Here is a 21,187-nt window from a genome sequence, read left to right as displayed (position 1 = left end):
AAAGTCGCTCAATAAACAGCCTGCACGATAAAAGCCTCTTTTTCCTTAAAAGAGGCTTTTTTGTGCATGTTAGGCCCCAAAATAGAACATATTGCCCTTGGGTTGTGCGGGGTTGTAATTTTAAGACCTCGGTCGTAAAACTTGCTTCCCTTTACGCTGTGTAACTGGTAAATATGTTGTGGACTGCAATAAATGAACGCAGATTAGATAACAAAATTGACGAAAAGTAGCATAAAGCTTCGCAATAAGGAGTTCTGATGAACGCAGGAAAAATATTAGTTACCGTAGCTCTTGCAGGTGCGGCATTACTCTCTTCTACGAGTATTATGGCAAAAACAGCGAAAGTGGCAGTTTCTCAAATTGTCGAACACCCAGCATTGGATGCAACACGTCAAGGATTGCTTGATGGATTGAAAGCCAAGGGTTATGAAGAAGGAAAAAATTTAGAATTCGATTTTAAAACGGCTCAAGGAAATCCTGCAATTGCAGTTCAGATTGCTCGTCAATTTGTAGGCGAGGAACCTGACGTACTAGTTGGTATCGCAACTCCGACGGCTCAAGCGCTAGTCACATCTACTAAAAATATCCCAATCGTATTTACTGCTGTTACCGATCCGATAGGTGCTAAATTGGTCGATTCACTAGAGAAACCAGGCAAAAATGTAACTGGCTTATCTGATTTATCACCCGTACTTCAACATGTGCAAATGATAAAAGAGATGCTTCCTTCAGTTAAAACCATTGGTGTGGTTTATAACCCTGGAGAGGCTAATTCCGTCAGTTTAATGGACTTACTTAAAACCAGTGCTGAAGCGGAAGGCGTTACATTAGTAGAAGCAACGGCACTTAAGAGTGCAGACATCCAATCAGCAACTCAAGCAATTGCATCGAAGTCTGATGTTATTTATGCACTTATTGATAACACGGTTGCAAGTGCAATTGAAGGGATGATTGTTGCGGCTAATCAAGCAAAAACACCAGTTTTCGCTGCCACAACTACTTACGTTGAAAGTGGTGCAGTGGCGAGTTTAGGCTTTGATTATTATCAGATCGGTGTACAAACTGCCGATTATGTTGCGGCCGTTTTAGAAGGTACAGATCCGGGATCTATCGATGTGAAAGTAGCGACAGGTTCAGATGTTGTTATCAACAAAGCTGCAGCTGAAAAACTCGGTCTTGTTATTCCAGCATCAATTGTCGATCGCGCAACTAAAATTATTGAATAATAAAGATTGTTTGGTGGGGTTTGTTCCCCACCTTTTTTAAGCAGAAAGGGAGTATTTATGTCTGCTTTTGCTTTTTTTGGAGCATTAGAAATTGGACTCGTTTATGGCTTAGTCGCATTAGGCGTCTATTTAACATTTCGAGTCCTTGATTTTCCAGATCTTAGTGTTGATGGCAGCTTTCCAATGGGGGCCGCCGTCGCAGCAACGGCTATCGTTTCGGGCATTGACCCGTGGGTAGCTACTTTTTTAGCAATCATCGCTGGAGCCATCACCGGATGGGTAACGGCATTCCTCACGGTTAAATGTGGTATTTTGAATTTATTGGCTTCGATCCTTACGATGATTGCCGCATTCTCAATCAACATTCGTATTATGGGGCGTCCAAATGTTGCATTGATTGGATCCGATACTATATTAACTCCGTTCGAAGCAATGGGTGATCCATTGTATATCCGACCGCTCGTCGTAGGTATCTTGGTTATCTTGTCGGGTATTTTTGTTGTACGTATGTTGAACAGTGATTTTGGACTTGGTTTGCGCGCAACAGGTGTTAACGCTCGTATGGTTTCTGCTCAGGGAGCCAGTACGGCATTCTATACCTATGTTGGTTTAGCGATATCGAATGGTTTTGTTGGTTTTTCAGGGGCACTATTTGCTCAAACCAATAGTTTTGCTGATGTGACTTCTGGTGTTGGTACGATTGTTGTTGGTTTAGCATCTGTGATTCTTGGCCAGACACTATTGCCAGGAAGAAAAATTTGGGTCGCGGTTGTTGCTGTAATTTTAGGTTCAGTGCTGTATCGTTTGGCGGTTGCTTTCGCGTTAAGTACTGGAATGTTCGGCTTGCAAGCTTCGGACTTAAACCTTGTTACCGCGGTATTGGTTGCACTCGCATTAGTCATGCCTAAAATGCAAAAAAGAATGAAGACTAAAAAAGCCATTGGAGGTAAAGCATGATCCGCTTGGAAAACATTCAGGTCACGTTTAATCCGGGAACTATTCTTGAAAATAGAGCATTACGCGGTGTCGATTTGACCGTACCAGAGCATCAGTTTTTGACTGTAATTGGTTCAAATGGTGCAGGTAAATCGACATTGTTGGGTGCGGTAACCGGTGAGACTCCTATGGTAGGCGGTTCGGTGAATATCGATGAATTTGATGTTACGCGTCAAAGTGTTGATAAACGAGCCAGTCTTTGTTCTCGAGTATTCCAAGATCCTCTTGCGGGTACTTGTGGCGCGTTAACAATTGAAGAGAACATGGCACTTGCGTATATGCGTGGTAAACGACGTGGATGGACACATTCACTATCCAACAAACGCCGTAAGTTGTTCCAAGACCGTATTAGTATCTTGGGCTTGGGTTTGGAAGATCGTTTGAGTGACAGCATCGGCTTATTGTCTGGTGGTCAACGTCAGGCCGTCAGTTTGGTGATGGCAACACTATCAGACAGCAAATTGCTGCTGTTAGATGAACATACCGCCGCGCTTGATCCTAGAATGGCCGCGTTTGTTATCGATTTAACCAAGCGTATTGTGAAGGAATATAACTTAACAGTAATGATGGTGACGCACTCGATGAAGGATGCGTTGGCGTGTGGTGATCGTACAGTGATGCTTCACCAAGGTAAAATTGTCCTCGATGTTGAAGGTGAACAAAGGGCCAATATGGGTGTTCCTGATCTTTTGGAAATGTTTTCAAAAGTACGTGGTGAAGAGCTTGCTGATGACAGTTTATTACTTAGCTAATAGCGAGCTTAGTTAATAGCGGGTTTAGCTAATCAAGAGCTTAGCTTATTACTTATAAACAGCACTCAACATATATTCTGATAAAAGCACTGGATTCCAGTGCTTTTTTATTTGGTGAAGCTTGGTAAGGAATATTGAGAAAATGAAAGACGGACTATATCTCTATTACCAGCAAACATAAGCGCTGCGGCTACCAGTTACAGGGGTTAGTAGGTACGAGCGTACTCTTCTTGTGCCTGATGAATGTGGCTCAAAATAGGGTCAACTTGATTAAAGGTTCGAATGTTGTAGAACAGTTCTGCTGCTTCTGGATAAGCATGGCGTAAGTAGGTAAACCACTGTTTAACGCGTTGTGGATAGTATTTACTTTTATCGCCTATTACTTCACATTCAGAGTAGTTGATAAGCAGTTGCAACACTTCATCCCAAGCCATTGCGGCATCGTTTCGTTTTACGACGTTCCCGAGATTCGGTATTGTCAGCGCGCCTCGACACACCATTAATGAATCTACGTTGGTTGTGTTACGACAATCAATACCATCTTGATAATTCCAAATCTCGCCATTGGCAATAATAGGAATCGACGTTCGTTGACGGATTTGCTCGATATAACCCCATTTTATTTCTTCCGCCTTATAGCCACCGACTTTTGTACGAGCATGAATGGTTAACTCATCAGCACCCGCTTGTTGGATCGCATCTGAAATAGCAAAACAGTCTTCTGGGTTCTCAATACCAAGGCGAATTTTAGCCGTGACTGGAACATTAGAATCTACGGCAGCTCGGCACTGTTTGACTATTTGATAAATTGTTTCAGGAAATTCAAGTAGCGCTGCGCCGCCTTTGTGTTTATTTACGGTTTTGGCAGGGCAACCGAAATTAATGTCAATTCCAGCGGCACCGTATTCAACAGCTTGATGTGCATTTTCAGCCATCCACTGAGGATCTTGACCTAATAATTGAACATGAACACGTGTACCTGAACGGGTATGAGATTGCCTACGAAGCTCTGGACACAGTCTATGAAATACTTTGCTTGGTAATAATTGACTAGTAACGCGGACAAACTCAGTAACACAGAGATCGTAATCGTTTATCTCTGTGAGGATTTCACGCATTACATGGTCTAATACACCTTGCATTGGGCCAAGAACTACTCGCATTGCCGCTTCACTCTCATATTTAGGAGGCGAGATTGTAGTCATCGCTAAGTCACTTGTCACTATGTTCTGATAAATTTTGTGTTGAGGAAAGGCCTGTAACTTGGTGACGAGTTCGCTATAATCGCGTGATATTTATGTCTAATGGTAGTCCCTTTCTTTATGAATTATTCTTTGCTCGTCACTGATTCTACAGTCTTCAAACATTCATCCCAGTTTTTAGAAGGGGCCATTTTGGCGTCCAATATGGCGATAAAGCCGATGCTAATTGAGCAATGGCTTATTGAATTACTTGATGAAAACTCGGAATTGGTCCCAATTGTTGAGGCTCAGTTTCACCAACAATATGCACTGTTAATGTCAAATAGCTATCAGACATCATCATTGGTTAGCGGTGACAGTGGTGAGCAACTTAGCCAGTTTGCTCAAGGTTTTCTCAGTGTTTGGCAACATATTGAAGCACAATGGTTGGATGTTGCGCTCACCGATGGCTCAGAAAGAATGTTGCAAGCATTGCTCACTACCATGATGTTGGCCATGGATGAAGAGAGTACCAAACAAAGTATGATAGAAGCGGGTATTGCAAATCCTCCACAATTAAGTGCAATGGTCGAAAATCTTGACCTAATGATTAGTGACGTAGCTAATGCCGCCAACGACTTTCAAGTTGGTGACAAATCAATGAAGGTAAATCCTTATAAAACAGTAGGCCGCAACGACCCATGTCCTTGTAATAGTGGTAAGAAATATAAGCAATGCTGTTTAAAGTAGAACTTTACACAGAATCTGTTTTCCAACATAACGATGACAACTAAACGATCAAGAGCTCATATAACAAGGCCTTAGTATTTGGCTTAGGAGAAAACAATGAAAAAGTGGTTAGCTTTATTAATAGTGAGCTGCTCAGCACTTGCAAGCCCTAAACAGGAATTGTCGCAACGCTTGACCTTAAACGAAGGATTCAGTGCTCAGTTTGAACAAGTGGTAAAAGATGCGGATGGAGCAGTCATTAGTGAAGGGTCTGGAAAGGTTGATATTAGCCGCCCAAGTTTGTTCCGTTGGGAAACATTTCTACCAGATGATAATGTGATTGTTTCGGATGGTGAAACCGTATGGTATTACAGCCCTTTTGTTGAGCAGGTTTCTGTTTATACGCAGGAACAAGCGGCGGGTCAGACACCATTTGTGTTGCTAACCCGGAATGAAGAGCAAGATTGGAACCAATATGATGTTACCCAAAGCGGTGATGTGTTTACGTTAAAACCGGTAGCCGCAGACAGCACGCAAGGGAGTTTTATTATTGCGATCGATGACAGTGGTAAGGTTATGGGTTTCGATATTCTTGAACAGGATGGTCAAAACACCACCTTTTCGTTTAATAACGTAAAAATAATGGTGCCAGATAGATCTTTGTTTACATTTAAAGTGCCGCAAGGCGTTGAAATCGATGACCAACGTAACTAATTTTATGCGATTAACGGTGACTCGTGAGTAATTTAAGCCTCGACTTTTCAGACGATCAAGATTTTAGACCTCTAGCGGCGAGAATGAGGCCTGCAACAATAGTTCAGTATATCGGTCAAGCTCATATTCTTGCCGAAGGAAAGCCTTTACGTCGTGCCTTAGAGCAAGGTCAACTCCACTCTATGATTCTTTGGGGACCTCCGGGTACCGGAAAAACGACATTAGCAGAGTTAGCTGCCTCGTATGCGAATGCCAAAGTTGAGCGTATTTCAGCGGTAACGTCTGGAGTGAAAGATATTCGAGCTTCAATCGAAAAGGCGAGGAGTAATAAGCTTGCTGGATTTCGAACAATTTTATTTGTCGATGAGGTGCATCGTTTTAACAAATCTCAACAAGACGCTTTTCTTCCACATATCGAAGATGGCACCGTTACGTTTGTTGGAGCCACTACAGAAAATCCATCGTTTGAATTAAATAATGCTTTGTTATCTAGAGCACGAGTCTACAAGTTAACATCCTTATGCAATGAGGATATTCAAGCAACCTTGGTGCAGGCGATTACCGATCCAGATCGTGGTTTGGGAAACGTTAAAGCAGAGTTTCATTCTGATGTGATTGCGAGATTATCTGAACTGGTGAATGGCGATGCACGGATGGCGTTGAATTATCTCGAACTGCTCTATGATATGGCCTCAGAAAATGAGTCTGGTGAAAAGCAGATAGATCTTCCCTTATTGGCAGAAGTCTCCGGTGAACGTTTGGCTCGCTTCGATAATAAAGGTGATGTTTGGTACGATTTAATTTCTGCTGTTCATAAATCGATCCGAGGTTCAAGCCCCGATGGCGCGCTGTATTGGATAGCGAGAATGATTACCGCTGGGTGTGATCCTTTGTATATTGCTCGGCGTCTGTTGGCGATTGCTTCGGAAGACATTGGTAATGCAGATCCCAAAGCGATGCAAGTTGCGTTATCTGCATGGGATTGTTTTCAACGTTTGGGCCCAGCAGAAGGAAATCGAGCTATTGCTCAAGCTGCAGTGTATTTGGCTTGTGCTCCCAAAAGTAACGCCGTTTACGATGCTTGGAAGCAGGCGTTGCGCGATGCGAAAAATGAGCCTGACTATGAAGTTCCTCATCATTTACGTAATGCACCAACCAGTTTAATGAAAGATATGGGATACGGTGAAGAGTATCGCTATGCCCACAATGAACCTGGAGCGTATGCCGCCGGCGAGAAATATCTTCCACCTGAAATGGACGGAACTCATTACTATCAACCAACGAATCGTGGCTTAGAGATTAAAATAGGCGAAAAGTTAGACTATTTAGCTAATTTAGATGCAAAAAGCCCGCAAAAGCGCTATGAAAAATAGTGGCTTTTCGCTATCGTTTACCTTTCCATATTTATCCCGCTCTCGGACCTAATTTTAATCGTTCGAAAAGCGTATTTTTTAATCAAGAGACACAGGATTAGCAATGCTGGATTCTAAATTACTTCGTACTGAACTGGACGAAACTGCTGCAAAACTCGCACGTCGTGGCTTCGCTCTCGACGTAGAGACCATTCGTCAATTAGAAGACAAACGTAAATCGATTCAAATCGAAGTTGAAAATTTACAATCCACACGCAACTCCATCTCGAAGCAGATCGGCCAATTGATGTCGAAAGGCGATAAAGCGGGCGCGGAAGAAGTTAAAAGTCAGATTGGTTCACTTGGAAGTGATTTGGAAAGTAAGAAAGCGGCGTTAGTCGAACTGCAAGGTCAGATTGACGAACTTACGTTGTCTGTTCCAAATATCCCATCTGACGATGTGCCCGATGGTAAAAGCGAAGATGACAACGTAGAAATCTCTCGTTGGGGCGAGCCTAAATCATATGACTTTGAAGTAAAAGATCATGTCGATCTTGGTGAGCTCGCAGGTGGTTTAGATTTCGCCAGTGCCACGAAAATTACTGGCGCACGTTTTATCGTAATGAAAGGTAAATTTGCTCGTTTACATCGTGCAATTGCACAATTTATGTTGGATCTACACACCGACCAACATGGTTATCTAGAGCTGTATGTCCCTTACTTAGTGAATTCCGATAGTCTATTTGGCACGGGGCAGTTACCTAAATTTGGTAAAGACTTATTCCATACCGAACCGCTAGTTGAAAAAGTTAACGATGAAGAGCCTCGTCGCTTGTCATTGATTCCTACGGCAGAAGTTCCGGTGACAAATCTCGTTCGTAATGAAATTGTCGATGAAGCTGATTTACCATTAAAAATGACCGCACATACGCCGTGTTTCCGCTCTGAAGCTGGATCTTACGGCCGTGATACTCGTGGTCTGATTCGGATGCATCAATTCGATAAAGTGGAATTGGTCCAGATTACCAAACCTGAAGATTCTATGGCGGCGCTTGAAGAGTTAACAGGGCACGCTGAGAAAGTGCTGCAATTGCTTGAACTTCCATATCGAAAAGTGGTGTTATGTACTGGTGATATGGGCTTCGGTGCGTGTAAAACTTACGACTTGGAAGTTTGGGTTCCTGCACAAGAGACCTACCGTGAGATTTCATCATGTTCAAATATGTGGGATTTCCAGGCGCGTCGAATGCAAGCGAGATTCCGCCGTAAAGGTGAGAAGAAACCTGAGCTGTTACATACATTGAACGGTTCTGGTCTTGCGGTCGGTCGTACGATGGTGGCGATACTAGAAAACTATCAACAAGCGGATGGCCGTATAGAAATTCCTCAAGTACTTCAAAAGTATATGGGTGGCGCGACTCATATTGGCTAACATTTAACCTTGGTTATTTAAAAAAGCCTGGAGAAATCTAGGCTTTTTTTGTGCATAATGTCACAAATAGGCTGGCAGCAACCTTTTTTATGTTGGCGGTAATGAGTATGGAATATAGGTTAGGTGATGAGTAAATCAAACAACACGACTGATGCTTTAGCTAACGGCAGCGATAGTTTTACGCCACACGATAAGTTTTACGACAACGCTCCAGTTGTCGATCAATCTCGATTAGGTAAAGCAGATAAAAATGGGTATGTTTATTTAGTTGGCGCTGGCCCAAGTGATCCTGACTTACTAACGGTGAAAGCTCTGCGTGTCATTCAGAACGCAGATGTTGTGGTTTATGACCGTCTTGTTGGGCGCGAGATTCTAGAGTTAGCGAACCCTAATGCAGATATGATCTATGTCGGTAAACGCTGTGGTCAGGCGAGCATGAAACAGGAAGCAATCAGTCAATTGATTGTCGACTTCGCTCTACAAGGAAAAACCGTTGCTCGTTTAAAAGGAGGCGACCCTTTTATTTTTGGTCGTGGTGGCGAAGAAGCACTATTACTTGTCGACAACCAAATTCAGTACGAAGTCGTTCCAGGAATCACGGCGGCAGTCGGGTGCGCGTCGAGTGCATTAATCCCATTGACACATAGAGAGGTCTCTCGGAGCGTAACATTGATTACGGGCACGGTTGTAACCGGAGCATTACCAGCATGGGCTGGTCTAGTTGAGAACGGTCAAACTCTGGTTTTTTATATGGGACTGGAGAACTCATCGGTAATTCAAGGTGGCTTAATAGGTGCTGGGTTATCCAGTGATACGCCTGTCGCCATTGTCGGTAAAGGCTGCAGTCGAGATCAAGAAGTCTATACCTTTACAATCGCAGAGCTAACGTCCAAAGCGACAGAGTTAAAAGGACTGAGTCCTGCTTTGATTATTATGGGTGATGTTGTAAAACTAAGAGAACAATTAATGATAACAGCCAGTAGCGTGAATATATCGACACTGAGCTAGTTGAATCGAGGAAAGTGATGAGTTCAATTTTAGAGTGTATTCGTACGGTAGGTCGTGGGGAGCGGGGGAAAAAGCCACTCAACTTTGACCAAGCTTATAAAGTCATGGATGAATATCTTGACGGCAAGATTGGTGATGACCAAATGGCGATGTTGATGATGCTCATTCGAGTTCAAAATGAAACTAAAGAAGAGATTGCAGGTTTCGTTAAAGCCTTCCAAAGCCGTGTCCCTAACCTTGGTGCCGAAATAGACTGGCCATGTTACGCAGGTAAGCGCGAGGCAGCAGGCCAGCCTTGGCATTTACTCGCTGCAAAAATACTCGCAGACAATGGGCACAAAGTCTTATTACATGGCTTCTCTGAACCTGATTCTGGTCGTTTACATGCCGAACACTATTTAGACGTAGTGGGTGTTAAACGAGCGAAATCAATCGAAGAAGCTAGTACTTTACTCAATGAACATAACGTTGCGTATTTAGCCTTAGAAACCTTCGCGCCTCAAGCGAGATCTATGATAGCTTGGAAGGCAAGGTATGGTTTACGTACACCTATCAATACCGTGGTAAGAGCGCTTAATCCGGGCGGTGCGGAAATTGGTGTTCGTGGTAGCTTTCACCCTGGATTCCAACAATTGCATGCCGATGTTGAACAAGAGATAGGGCTGACTTCACATGCTGTTATTTCTTATAAGGGCGTAAGTGGCGAATCGGAATATAACCCTAAAGTGAGCCAAACAGTTTGGTTAAGTCACAAAGAAGGGGTTGATTCTCATTATTGGCCAGAGCTATATGACTCAGAGTTAGTTTTGCCGACTTTTTGTCCTTTTGCAACTGCATCAGAAGATCAGGTATTAATGGCGAATACTGTCGTAGCTAGTATTGCAGCAGTATTATTCGCCCGTAATCAAGATCGCCAAAAGTCAATTGAACTGGCAACGTCGTGGTGGCGCACCTATTGCAGCTAACTTATTGAAAATTATTTAATAATAATTTTCAACGTGATTGGCACGTTCCTTGAATTATTTCTTGTTGTCGAATAGGTCAAACAAGGAATGATTATGACTCATTTTAGTTCAAACGATGTGGTTGTCTTGTGCTCTGATGATCAAGCTGAGCTGCCATTGCTCTCTTCAAAATTAACGGCAGAGTTCGCAAAAGTTAAATGTGTATCTCTGCCTTTATTAGAGCTAACTCTAGATCAAAATCCAACTTCATTATTAGTCATCTCATGTCATAAGCCTACGGCTGAACTCAGCTACTTTCTCGATTACTGCTCTCTAAATCAAGTTCCCGTTGTTGTACTTCTTAAAGACGTTAATTCAAATTATATCAAAATGTTAAATGGATTTGAGCGAGTGGTACTACTACCATTTTCAGCCGTTGACTCACTCATTCCGATGCTCATTCATGCTAAGCAAGTCAGTGATAATGCGGCAGAAACGGCCAGAGAAATTGCTCAACTTAAACGTAAGCTTGAAGATAGAAAATGGGTTGAGAAAGCAAAGGGTCTATTAATGAAAGTTCATTCAATTGATGAACCTGAAGCCTACCAAGCACTTCGCTCCTCTGCGATGAAGAGTAGTCAACCTATGGGGCTTATCGCTAAAAATGTGGTAAATACCTTTGAACTCACCAATTAGAGTTACTACCACTTAAGGGTTAGCTTGGTTTTTTTTCTATGGTGCAGCATGCACACTCAAAATAAGCAATAGAATATCAACGAAGTTAGTTCCTCCTTAACTATTTGAATTATATAGATATATAAACTTGGCATGGTACTTGGATTAAATAAAACACAGTTAAAAAATTAATTGCATTGAAAGCGGTCCTATGGGATAGCACGAGAAATTATCAACGGCGGTAATTTTCAGATGAAATAATGATGTGATTAAGACAATTAGAATTTTTAGAAAGCAATGGCGCTTCTGTAGGTTTCTACAGTGGCGCTTTTTTATTTAAAGTAAAGGGAGTTTACAAATGCAGTCGAAAAAACAGTGGTTAAAAAGTGTTGCACTTGCAGTAGCCGTTATCTCTTCTCCGGCATGGGCAGAGCTCGGGGAAGCAGAGAAAGAAGATCTGAAATTTGGGTTTATCAAACTGACTGATATGGCACCTTTAGCGGTTGCTTATGAAAAAGGATTCTTCGAGGACGAAGGGCTGTATGTTGAGATTGAAGCACAGGCTAACTGGAAAGTACTGCTAGACCGAGTGATTGACGGGCAATTGGATGGTGCACATATGCTAGCCGGCCAACCGTTAGGCGCAACAATTGGTATAGGTACCCAAGCAGACATTATTACGGCCTTTAGTATGGATTTGAATGGTAATGGTATTACAGTTTCCAATGATGTGTGGGAAGAAATGAAGCCGCATATTCCAAAACAAGCTGATGGGAAACCCGTTCACCCAATTAAGGCAGATGCGCTTAAGCCAGTTGTAGAGCGTTATCAATCTGAAGGAAAACCGTTCAACATGGGCATGGTATTCCCAGTATCGACTCACAACTATGAGTTACGTTATTGGTTAGCGGCTGGTGGTATTAAACCAGGTTTTTATGACCCAGCAAATGGCGATAACAGTGGCCAAAATGATGCGGATGTTCTTCTTAGTGTAACACCACCACCTCAAATGCCAGCCACAATGGAAGCCGGAACCATCAAAGGCTACTGTGTGGGTGAACCGTGGAACCAACAAGCGGTATTTAAAGGCATCGGCGTTCCAGTGGTTACAGACTACGAAATTTGGAAAAACAACCCTGAAAAAGTATTCGGTGTATCACAAGGGTGGGCTGACAAGTACCCGAACACTCATATTCGTGTCGTGAAAGCAATGATTCGAGCGGCGCATTGGTTGGATGACAATAATAATGCGAACCGTCCAGAAGCGGTAGAAATTCTTGCTAAGAGTGCTTATGTCGGAGCGGATGCAGAAGTTATCGCTAACTCAATGACAGGTACTTTTGAATACGAAAAAGGCGACAAACGTGATGTGCCAGATTTCAACGTATTCTTCCGTCACAACGCCACTTATCCATATTTCAGTGACGCGATTTGGTACTTAACGCAAATGCGCCGTTGGGGACAAATTGCGGAAGCGAAGGATGATAGCTGGTACATGGATATAGCGAAAAAAGTATATCGCCCAGATATCTACATGCAGGCAGTAGATTCGTTGATTGAAGATGGTGCGTTAAGTGCCGATGATTTCCCTGGAATTAAAGATGTGGATGGATTCCGCGGACCTCAACAACACTTTATCGACAATATCGTTTATGACGGTCGTGAACCAAACGCGTATTTAGCGAAGTTTGATATCGGTCTAAAGGGTAAATAATCGTTCAGTATGGCGTAAGCTCGGTGTGATGTTCACACCGAGCCTAAATACCAGGTTATCGCTTGTTTGATAACCGAGGAGAAAAATTATGACGAGTAATGTAATTTCGCTAATTCCAAGCCGCGCTCAAGTGGCAAATCGTTCAAAAATTATTTTGATGCCGTTGATTGGTATCCTTGTATTTTTAATGTTCTGGCATATAGGTGCGCAAAGTGTTCAAACATCTCTGGGGGCTTTGCCAGGACCGGTTCAAACCTATGAACAATTTACAAATTTGGTAGATGAACATCTGGAAGAGCGTGAGAAAGCGGTGGCGTTTGTTGAGCGGCAAGAAAAACGCAATGCGGCGAAACTCGCGAAAAACCCAGACGCAAAAGTAAAAATTCGTGCTTATACCGGTAAACCTACCTTTTTTGATCAGATAGGAACGAGCTTGTTTACTGTCGCCGCTGGATTTGTTTTAGCATCAATCATTGCGATTCCATTAGGGATACTCTTAGGCCTTAATTCAGTTTTATATCAGGCGTTTAACCCAATAATTCAAATATTAAAACCAGTATCGCCATTAGCCTGGCTGCCGATTGTAACCATGGTTGTTAGTGCGACGTATATTAGTGATGACCCATTATTTGCTAAATCATTTGTAACATCACTGTTTACCGTTGCGCTTTGTAGCCTCTGGCCAACTTTGATCAATACAGCCGTTGGCGTAACAAGTGTTGATGAAGATTTGGTTAATGTAAGTAAAGTGTTACGCCTTTCATGGTGGAAACATATTACAACGATAGTACTACCGTCGGCCGTTCCAATGATCTTTACCGGACTACGTCTTTCATTAGGTATTGCATGGATGGTTCTGATTGCCGCAGAAATGCTGGCACAAAACCCAGGCTTAGGAAAATTTGTCTGGGATGAATTCCAAAACGGAAGCTCTGCATCACTAGGTCGAATTATGGTAGCGGTCATTACTATCGGTTTCATAGGTCTATTACTTGACCGAGGCATGCTCTACTTACAAAAGTGGTTGTCTTGGAACAAAAAACAAGAATTACGCTAATTAGGAGCAATTATCATGTCTAAATGTATGGTTGAACTAACTCAATTGGGTATGCGCTTTCCAACGCCGCAAGGAGACTTTGTGGCACTAAAGAACGTTAATTTTCAAATTCAGCAAGGCGAGTTTGTCTCTTTGATTGGTCACTCCGGTTGTGGTAAATCTACAGTGCTTAATCTAGTGGCCGGCCTACTGAATCCAACAGACGGTGGCGTGATCGTTGATGGGAAGGAAGTCGATGGTCCAGGCCCTGAACGTGCGGTTGTATTTCAGAACCACTCTTTATTGCCATGGTTAACGGTGTATCAAAATGTCGAGCTTGCGGTTAAGCAAATTGCCAAGGGAAAATCTAAACAATGGGTTCGTGAGCAAACGGATCACTATTTAGATTTAATCAATATGGTTCATGCAAAAGATAAACGTCCTGATGAAATTTCTGGTGGTATGAAACAGCGGGTTGGAATTGCTAGAGCGTTAGCACTCCAGCCAAAAGTATTATTAATGGATGAACCTTTTGGCGCGCTGGATGCGTTAACCCGAGCGCATTTGCAAGATTCACTGATGAAAATTCAAGCCGATTTAAATAATACAGTCATCATGATTACACACGATGTTGATGAAGCCGTATTACTTTCAGATAAGATTGTCATGATGACCAATGGCCCAGCGGCGACGATTGGTGAAGTGTTGGACATTAATCTTCCACGTCCGCGTAACCGTGTTGAATTAGCCGATGATGTTGAGTACCAGAGGTGTCGTCAATCAGTATTACGTTTCCTATATGAAAAGCATTCTAATCCAGCAAGTACGAGTGAAAAGAAAGCGGAGAACGAATCTAAAGTTACACAGATTGCATAAATTTTAACAACAATGTCATGCCTAATATTAGGCTCCTGTTTGACCACGCTTATGCGTGGTCTTTTTTGTCGTTATGGTTTGTCGTAGTCTGAATGCTAAAGGAAAAACACAACTCAGATAGAGGGTTAATCGAGAAACAGCTCATCATACTGCAATGCGTGTTCAACAACATTAATCAGGTGATGAAGATCTTCCCGAGAAGTAATATAAGGCGGCATCATATAAATAAGTTTACCGAACGGTCGAATCCATACCCCATTTTCGACAAAAAATGCCTGAATTGCTACCATATCAACAGGATTGTGCGTCTCAATCACGCCAATTGCTCCAAGCCAACGCACCGCTTTCACTCGTGTCTGAGAGCTTAATTGAGGCAAACGTTCTGCAAAGATAGATTCAATAGCACTGACTTGGTTTTTCCAATTCCCTTGCGCAATCAGTTTTAAACTGGCACTCGCAACAGCGCAGGCTAATGGGTTTCCCATAAATGTTGGACCATGCATAAAGCATTGTGCTTCGCCGCTGCAGACTGTATCGGCCACCGATTTGGTAGTTAATGTTGCTGCCAGCGTCATATAGCCACTGGTTAAGGCTTTACCGACACACAAAATATCGGGTTTAATGTCGGCATGTTCACACGCGAACAATTTTCCAGTTCGACCAAACCCAGTCGCAATTTCATCAACAATTAATAGTAAACCATATTGGTCACACAGTTGGCGTACAGCTCTTAGGTAATTGGGATGATAGATTCTCATTCCGCCAGCCCCTTGTACGATAGGCTCTAAAATGATGGCTGCGATCTCTTGGTGATGGCTTTCGAGCGCCGCTTCCAATGGCTTGATTTCGTTGTCGTTCCATTGCTCATGGAAGCCAACTGTCGGTGATTCGACAAAAATATGCTTAGGTAAAAAACCTTTATAAATCTTGTGCATAGAGTTTTCAGGATCAGTTACAGACATAGCTGCAAAGGTGTCACCATGATAGCCGTGGCGTAACGTCAAAAATGTCGATCGGTTTTCCGTACGAGCATGCCAATATTGCAGAGCCATTTTCAAGGCAACTTCAACCGAAACTGATCCTGAGTCGGCCAAAAAGACGTGATGTAGATTGCTTGGTGCGAGTTCAAGTAGCTGTTTACACATCTCAATAGCTGGTTGGTGTGTTAATCCTCCAAACATCACATGAGACATTTTATCGATTTGGTCATGAGCGGCTTGGTTTAAAACTGGGTGAGAATATCCATGAATCGCTGCCCACCATGATGACATTCCATCAATCAACTCTTCGCCTGTTTCAAGGTGCAAACGATTAGATTTAGCATGACTTACTGGGTAGCAGGGTAGTGGTTCAATAGTTGATGTATAAGGATGCCACATATGGTCTCGGTCAAATTGCAAATCTATATTGGTCATTAATTCACCAGTTGTAAACTTATCGTGTCAGGTTTGGTTGACAGTTTACTGCCTTCGAGTAGACTAACCAAGTATAAATGTGAGCAATTATAAAAAAGGAATCATTGTGGAAACTCGCCATAACTGGACCATAAGTGACGTTAACGCACTACTTGAAAAGCCATTTATGGATTTGTTGTTTGAAGCACAGCAGGTCCATCGTCAATACCAGCAACACAATTACGTTCAAGTTAGTACTTTGCTCTCAATTAAAACTGGCGCGTGTCCAGAAGACTGTAAATACTGCCCGCAAAGTGCGCACTATCGTACGGATGTTGATAAAGAACGCTTAATGGAAGTAGAGCGAGTGTTAGATGCTGCTCAAAAGGCAAAAACTTCAGGTTCAACTCGCTTTTGCATGGGAGCTGCATGGAAGAACCCTAAAGAGCGCGATATGCCACTGTTAAAAGAAATGATTTCTGGTGTTAAAGATCTCGGACTTGAAACCTGTATGACTCTAGGCATGCTAACACCGAATCAAGCTAAAGATCTCTCTGACGCAGGTTTGGATTATTACAACCATAACTTAGATACTTCTCCAGAGTTTTACGGAAATATCATTACTACTCGCACCTATCAAGATCGTTTAGACACACTTTCGCATGTGCGAGATGCTGGGATGAAAATTTGCTCTGGTGGCATTATTGGAATGGGCGAAAGCACCAATGACCGAGCTGGATTATTGTGTGAATTGGCTAACTTACCGGTTCCACCTGAGAGTGTTCCTATCAATATGCTAGTAAAAGTTAAAGGTACACCGCTTGAAGAAGTAGATGATGTTGAGTCTTTTGATTTTATCCGCCTAATCGCGGCAGCACGCATAATGATGCCTCAATCAGCTGTACGTTTGTCGGCTGGTCGTGAGCAAATGAATGAGCAGATGCAAACACTTTGCTTCATGGCTGGTGCCAATTCCATCTTCTACGGCTGTAAACTACTCACGACCCCAAACCCTGCTGAAGATAGCGATATGATGTTATTTAAAAAATTGGGTATTAATAGTCAGCAAGTCGTGCAGAAACCTGATGAAATCCAAGAAAATGAACTACTAGATAAAGTTGTTGAACGTGTCGCCGCTCGTCCTACTAAAGACGACAAATTTTACGATGCCAGCATTTAGCTCTAGGATTGACCAAGCCTTGAGTTCACGACAAAATCAAGGCTTAACCCGTAATCTTGTCCCTATTTTAGCTGGTAACCAAGTTGAGATTGAACACAACGGTAAACGTTTTCTCAATTTCTCGAATAACGATTACTTAGGGCTGGCGAATGATCCAGAACTGATTGGGCATTGGCAAAAGGGGTTATCTTTATATGGCGCGGGCAGTGCCGCTTCACCTCTAGTCACCGGTTTTTGTTCCGCCCACAAAAATCTTGAAACCCAACTGTGCGAATGGTTGGGGTTTGAGCGCGCGATTTTGTTTAACTCCGGTTACAGTGCCAATCAGGCCGTTTTATTTACCTTACTTGAACAAGGCGATCATTTACTGCAAGACAAACTGAATCATGCTTCGTTAATGGAGGCTGGTATGTTATCTCCTGCATCGATGAGACGTTTTAAGCATAACAGCGTTGAGCACTTAACAAGTTTAGTTAATCCAGATATTGAAACGCTAATCGTCACTGAAGGTGTCTTCAGTATGGACGGTGACCGATCCCCTTTAGGTGATATCGCTCAGTTGGTGAATGCGAAATCGAATTGTGCATTGATGGTTGATGATGCTCACGGTGTTGGAATTATAGGTAATGAAGGACAGGGAAGTTGTTATCAAGCAGGTGTTACACCCGATATTTTAGTGGTTACCTTTGGCAAAGCGTTTGGTATGTCTGGGGCTGCGATCTTGTGTAGTGAATCGATGGGGGATTTTCTAACTCAGTTTGCCCGTCATCACATCTATTCAACCGCAATGCCTCCTTCTCAGGCTTATGCCCTTTCTCATGCTATTTATATGATACAGACGCAACATTGGCGCAGGGAAAAGCTTGCCGAATTGGAAACCGAGTATCAACACAGAGTTGGGCATTTTTCTCAATTTGTTGAAACATCAACTCCAATTAAACCGCTGATTATTGGTGATACTCAAAAGGTAATGAACGCAGCCTTAGCGATGAAACAAAATGGTATTTGGGTAACAGCGATTCGCCCGCCGACGGTGCCGATAAATAGCGGCAGGTTGAGAATTACTTTAACCGCGAATCATTCTAAGGAGCAGGTAACAACCTTATGTCGAACATTGAGCCATGTGTTGGAGACACGACTATGATGGACCTTAATCATACCTACATCGATAGCGCAGTGTGTAAGAAGTCGATTGCCGCAGCCTTTGGCCGTGCTGCGTCAAGTTATGATAATCATGCAAAATTTCAGCGTAATGTTGGTTATCAACTGCTTGATCTAATGCCTCAATCATTATGTGGTAAACGAGTCCTCGATCTTGGATGTGGAACCGGCTATTTTTCACAACGCTTATTAGAACGTGGTGCAGAAGTTGTCTGTGGCGATATTTCTGTTGAAATGCTTGAACAAGCACGCCTTCGCTGCGGGACGAATAACGTAACTTACTCATTGTGTGATGCTGAAGCGATGAACTTTGCTGATGACAGTTTTGATTATGTGTTTAGCAGCCTCGCTCTTCAATGGTGTGATGATCTGTCGGCACCACTTGCAGAAATCAAGCGCATTATTAAACCTGAAGGAGTTGGATATTTTACGACATTACTTGACGGTTCATTAATTGAACTCTCACAAGCGTGGAGCAAAGTTGATTCATATCAACACGTCAATCGGTTTATCTCACGCAATAGGGTAAAACTTGCGTTAGCGCAATCTGAGGTTTCGTCTCATCATCTATCCTTGCAAACTATTACGCAGCGGTATTCTAGTGCGTTGGCGTTGATGAAGGACCTTAAAGGTATTGGGGCAACTCATATTCAAGCGCGTCCAAAAGGGCTTTTTACTCGAGAAACTCTCGACAAAGTCGAATTAGAATATCGTGCAATTAGTGGTAATGAAGACTTTCTTCCTGCCACCTATCAAGTCTGTTTTGGGATGTTACAACCATGATTAATACGTTTTTTATTGCTGGTACGGATACTGATGTTGGTAAGACAGTTGCATCTAAAGCGATTTTACAAGCTTTAGCAGATAATGATCTTTCAACTATAGGTTATAAGCCTGTCGCAGCCGGCAGCGAGAAAACGGAATTTGGATTCCGAAACTCAGATGCTATTCATTTGATTCGAACTGCGACATGTGAGCGCCCATATAATGAAATCAACCCCTATGCTTTAGAATTGGCCGCGTCTCCTCATATCGCGGCCAAGCATGAAAATGTAGAAATTGACTTTGAATTGCTAAGTACAAAATTGCATAAGCATCAAGAAAAAGCCGATGTAGTATTAGTCGAAGGCGCTGGAGGCTGGCGTGTCCCAGTTTCTGACGATGACTTCTTATCCAGTTGGGTTAAAAAAGAGAAACTTCCTGTTGTTTTGGTCGTTGGGATCCAATTAGGATGCTTGAGTCATGCTCGCTTGACAGCAGAAGCCATTCGTAATGACGGCCTTGAAATAGTTGGTTGGGTCGCCAATAGAATTAATCCAGGTACTGAGCATTATGCTGAATTGATAACCATGTTAGGGACGACAATTAATGCCCCAAAGATTGGAGAAATTCCTTATATACCGAGTGCCAAACGTTCAGATTTAGGTCGCTATATCGATCTGACGCCTGTATTAAATGGCTAAAGCAAATATCCAGTCAAATTAAATGCATGAAGAACAAAAAACGCAGCCAATTGAGGCTGCGTTTTTTATTAAATTTTTTTAATCTAAAGTATTATTCATCAAAACAAAGAATAGAAGGAGTTGGCTGTTCTAATCCTAACTGCTCTTTGGCTTGCTCCTCGGTAAGTCCGAGGTGGAAACACAGAAGATCGATAGCCATTTGATAGTCCTTTGCTTCTACCATTTTGAATTCCTTTTATTAGACGTAGTTATACATGTCATGCTGTTAGATATTTTAACAATGATAACAAGATTATAACGTCGTTCAATACTACCATAGTCTAACAAGAAAGCGCTTTGCTGGTGCTAGACATCAAATGTTGCAATTTAGCGCTTAACCTTAATTTTGAAATAGACGATTATATTCGTTAGTAGTAAGTAACGTTTCAGATTTGAGTAAGTCAATTTTCTTTATGGAGTCGTGTTAATGAAGCGAATAGTATTATTTTTGATTACCAATTTAGCGGTAATTTTGGTGCTTAGCGTTGTATTGAACATTGTATATGCATTTACTGGAATTCAACCAGGTAGTTTGTCTGGCTTATTAATTTTGGCGGCAGTATTTGGGTTTGGCGGTTCGTTTATATCTCTGTTGATGTCGAAATCAATTGCACTTCGCTCTGTCGGTGGGGTGGTTATTGAGAGTCCACGTAACGAAACAGAACATTGGTTATTGGAAACGGTTCGTAATCAAAGCAAGCAAGTGGGTGTAGGAATGCCTACGGTAGCAATCTACGATTCCGGTGATATAAATGCATTTGCTACAGGTGCAAAACGCGATGCGTCATTGGTCGCGGTGTCTACTGGACTGCTTCATAATATGACACGCGATGAAGCGGAAGCGGTACTGGCTCATGAGATGAGTCATATTGCGAATGGTGATATGGTAACGATGACCTTGCTGCAAGGGGTAGTGAATACCTTTGTTATCTTCCTTGCTCGTGTTGTTGCTGGAATTGTTTCATCGAGAGATTCAGATGAAGGCCAGCAATCAGGAGGAATGGCGTATTTCATGGTTTCTATGGCTCTGGAGTTGGTGTTTGGATTTTTGGCGAGTTTCATCACTATGTGGTACAGCCGCCGTCGAGAATTTTATGCGGATGCAGGCGCGGCACAAATGGTGGGTAAACATAAAATGATTGCTGCACTTGAGCGTCTCAAGGTTGGACATGAATCTCAATTGGAAGGTTCTATGATGGCATTCGGTATCAATGGAAAGCGTTCGATGACCGAGTTACTGATGAGTCATCCACCGCTTGATAAGCGTATACAAGCACTTATAAATAGTTAAGCGAATAATTTTCATTCTAAAGCC

Annotated in this window: 21 protein-coding genes; 18 read left to right on the top strand and 3 right to left on the bottom strand. The window is 42.5% G+C overall.

Going from position 1 to position 21,187, the window contains the following annotated elements; translation table 11 throughout:
• The first annotated feature begins 257 nt into the window (after nt 1-257).
• The 3 genes from ACXJY6_RS04045 to ACXJY6_RS04035 are packed head-to-tail and all read left to right on the top strand — an operon-like array spanning nt 258 to nt 2,974.
• The gene (locus tag ACXJY6_RS04045; protein WP_458767479.1) at nt 258-1,226 is read left to right on the top strand and encodes an ABC transporter substrate-binding protein; all 969 of its coding nucleotides are present in this window, start codon (nt 258-260) and stop codon (nt 1,224-1,226) included.
• A 57-nt stretch (nt 1,227-1,283) separates the two neighbouring features.
• Nucleotides 1,284-2,183 carry an ABC transporter permease gene (locus ACXJY6_RS04040; RefSeq protein WP_456051891.1) on the top strand — a complete coding sequence of 300 codons (900 nt, stop codon included), beginning with the start codon at nt 1,284-1,286 and terminating at the stop codon, nt 2,181-2,183.
• Nucleotides 2,180-2,974: an ABC transporter ATP-binding protein gene (locus ACXJY6_RS04035; RefSeq protein WP_458767478.1), complete on the top strand. Its 795-nt coding sequence runs from the start codon at nt 2,180-2,182 to the stop codon at nt 2,972-2,974. Before ACXJY6_RS04040 ends, ACXJY6_RS04035 begins: the two co-directional genes overlap by 4 nt.
• A gap of 206 nt (nt 2,975-3,180) precedes the next feature.
• Here the strand turns inward: ACXJY6_RS04035 and dusC are convergent, their stop codons facing one another.
• Nucleotides 3,181-4,137, bottom strand: a complete 957-nt coding sequence (gene dusC / locus ACXJY6_RS04030) for a tRNA dihydrouridine(16) synthase DusC (protein ID WP_458767698.1) — start codon at nt 4,135-4,137, stop codon at nt 3,181-3,183.
• 159 nt (nt 4,138-4,296) lie between these two features.
• Between dusC and ACXJY6_RS04025 the strand changes: the two genes are divergently transcribed.
• The 10 genes from ACXJY6_RS04025 (at nt 4,297) to ACXJY6_RS03980 (ending at nt 14,635) form a co-directional block, all read left to right on the top strand.
• A complete protein-coding gene (locus tag ACXJY6_RS04025; protein WP_458767477.1) occupies nt 4,297-4,905 on the top strand; it encodes an SEC-C metal-binding domain-containing protein in 609 nt (202 codons plus the stop codon).
• A gap of 96 nt (nt 4,906-5,001) precedes the next feature.
• Nucleotides 5,002-5,598: an outer membrane lipoprotein periplasmic chaperone LolA gene (lolA, locus tag ACXJY6_RS04020; protein ID WP_458767476.1), complete on the top strand. Its 597-nt coding sequence runs from the start codon at nt 5,002-5,004 to the stop codon at nt 5,596-5,598.
• A 23-nt stretch (nt 5,599-5,621) separates the two neighbouring features.
• Entirely contained in the window at nt 5,622-6,971 is a 1,350-nt protein-coding gene (locus ACXJY6_RS04015; protein ID WP_458767475.1) for a replication-associated recombination protein A, read from the top strand.
• A gap of 103 nt (nt 6,972-7,074) precedes the next feature.
• Nucleotides 7,075-8,382 (top strand): serine--tRNA ligase, encoded by a 1,308-nt coding sequence (gene serS / locus ACXJY6_RS04010; protein ID WP_456051896.1) that lies wholly within the window; start codon nt 7,075-7,077, stop codon nt 8,380-8,382.
• 126 nt (nt 8,383-8,508) lie between these two features.
• Entirely contained in the window at nt 8,509-9,390 is an 882-nt protein-coding gene (gene cobA, locus ACXJY6_RS04005; protein WP_458767474.1) for a uroporphyrinogen-III C-methyltransferase, read from the top strand.
• Between the two features lie 14 nt (nt 9,391-9,404).
• Entirely contained in the window at nt 9,405-10,355 is a 951-nt protein-coding gene (locus ACXJY6_RS04000) for a glycosyl transferase family protein (protein ID WP_458767473.1), read from the top strand.
• A 93-nt stretch (nt 10,356-10,448) separates the two neighbouring features.
• A complete protein-coding gene (locus ACXJY6_RS03995) occupies nt 10,449-11,030 on the top strand; it encodes an ANTAR domain-containing response regulator (RefSeq protein WP_458767472.1) in 582 nt (193 codons plus the stop codon).
• A 337-nt stretch (nt 11,031-11,367) separates the two neighbouring features.
• On the top strand, nt 11,368-12,723 hold the full coding sequence (locus ACXJY6_RS03990; RefSeq protein ID WP_456051900.1) for a CmpA/NrtA family ABC transporter substrate-binding protein: 1,356 nt from the start codon (nt 11,368-11,370) through the stop codon (nt 12,721-12,723).
• Nucleotides 12,724-12,811: 88 nt separating this feature from the next.
• Nucleotides 12,812-13,780 carry an ABC transporter permease gene (locus ACXJY6_RS03985; RefSeq protein WP_456051901.1) on the top strand — a complete coding sequence of 323 codons (969 nt, stop codon included), beginning with the start codon at nt 12,812-12,814 and terminating at the stop codon, nt 13,778-13,780.
• A gap of 15 nt (nt 13,781-13,795) precedes the next feature.
• Nucleotides 13,796-14,635, top strand: a complete 840-nt coding sequence (locus ACXJY6_RS03980) for an ABC transporter ATP-binding protein (protein WP_456051902.1) — start codon at nt 13,796-13,798, stop codon at nt 14,633-14,635.
• Nucleotides 14,636-14,760: 125 nt separating this feature from the next.
• Here the strand turns inward: ACXJY6_RS03980 and bioA are convergent, their stop codons facing one another.
• Nucleotides 14,761-16,041 carry an adenosylmethionine--8-amino-7-oxononanoate transaminase gene (bioA, locus tag ACXJY6_RS03975; RefSeq protein WP_458767697.1) on the bottom strand — a complete coding sequence of 427 codons (1,281 nt, stop codon included), beginning with the start codon at nt 16,039-16,041 and terminating at the stop codon, nt 14,761-14,763.
• Nucleotides 16,042-16,156: 115 nt separating this feature from the next.
• Here bioA and bioB point away from each other — a divergent pair, with 115 nt between their 5' ends.
• The 4 genes from bioB to bioD are packed head-to-tail and all read left to right on the top strand — an operon-like array spanning nt 16,157 to nt 19,833.
• Nucleotides 16,157-17,209 carry a biotin synthase BioB gene (bioB, locus tag ACXJY6_RS03970; RefSeq protein WP_458767471.1) on the top strand — a complete coding sequence of 351 codons (1,053 nt, stop codon included), beginning with the start codon at nt 16,157-16,159 and terminating at the stop codon, nt 17,207-17,209.
• Entirely contained in the window at nt 17,196-18,353 is a 1,158-nt protein-coding gene (gene bioF, locus ACXJY6_RS03965; protein WP_458767470.1) for an 8-amino-7-oxononanoate synthase, read from the top strand. Before bioB ends, bioF begins: the two co-directional genes overlap by 14 nt.
• On the top strand, nt 18,350-19,153 hold the full coding sequence (gene bioC, locus ACXJY6_RS03960; RefSeq protein WP_456051977.1) for a malonyl-ACP O-methyltransferase BioC: 804 nt from the start codon (nt 18,350-18,352) through the stop codon (nt 19,151-19,153). The genes bioF and bioC overlap by 4 nt, the downstream gene beginning before the upstream one ends.
• Nucleotides 19,150-19,833, top strand: coding sequence for a dethiobiotin synthase (gene bioD / locus ACXJY6_RS03955; protein WP_458767469.1), 684 nt, complete (start codon nt 19,150-19,152; stop codon nt 19,831-19,833). Before bioC ends, bioD begins: the two co-directional genes overlap by 4 nt.
• A gap of 91 nt (nt 19,834-19,924) precedes the next feature.
• Here bioD and ACXJY6_RS03950 read toward each other — a convergent pair whose 3' ends face one another.
• Entirely contained in the window at nt 19,925-20,056 is a 132-nt protein-coding gene (locus ACXJY6_RS03950) for a hypothetical protein (RefSeq protein WP_456051981.1), read from the bottom strand.
• A 243-nt stretch (nt 20,057-20,299) separates the two neighbouring features.
• On the opposite strand from ACXJY6_RS03950, the gene htpX reads away from it, so the two are divergent.
• Entirely contained in the window at nt 20,300-21,163 is an 864-nt protein-coding gene (gene htpX, locus ACXJY6_RS03945) for a protease HtpX (RefSeq protein ID WP_456051906.1), read from the top strand.
• Nucleotides 21,164-21,187 lie beyond the last annotated feature (24 nt).

Source organism: Vibrio phycocola, from assembly GCF_054404255.1.
The sequence above is the reverse complement of the archived record's forward strand: the minus strand, read 5'-3'. Positions and strand labels throughout refer to the sequence as shown.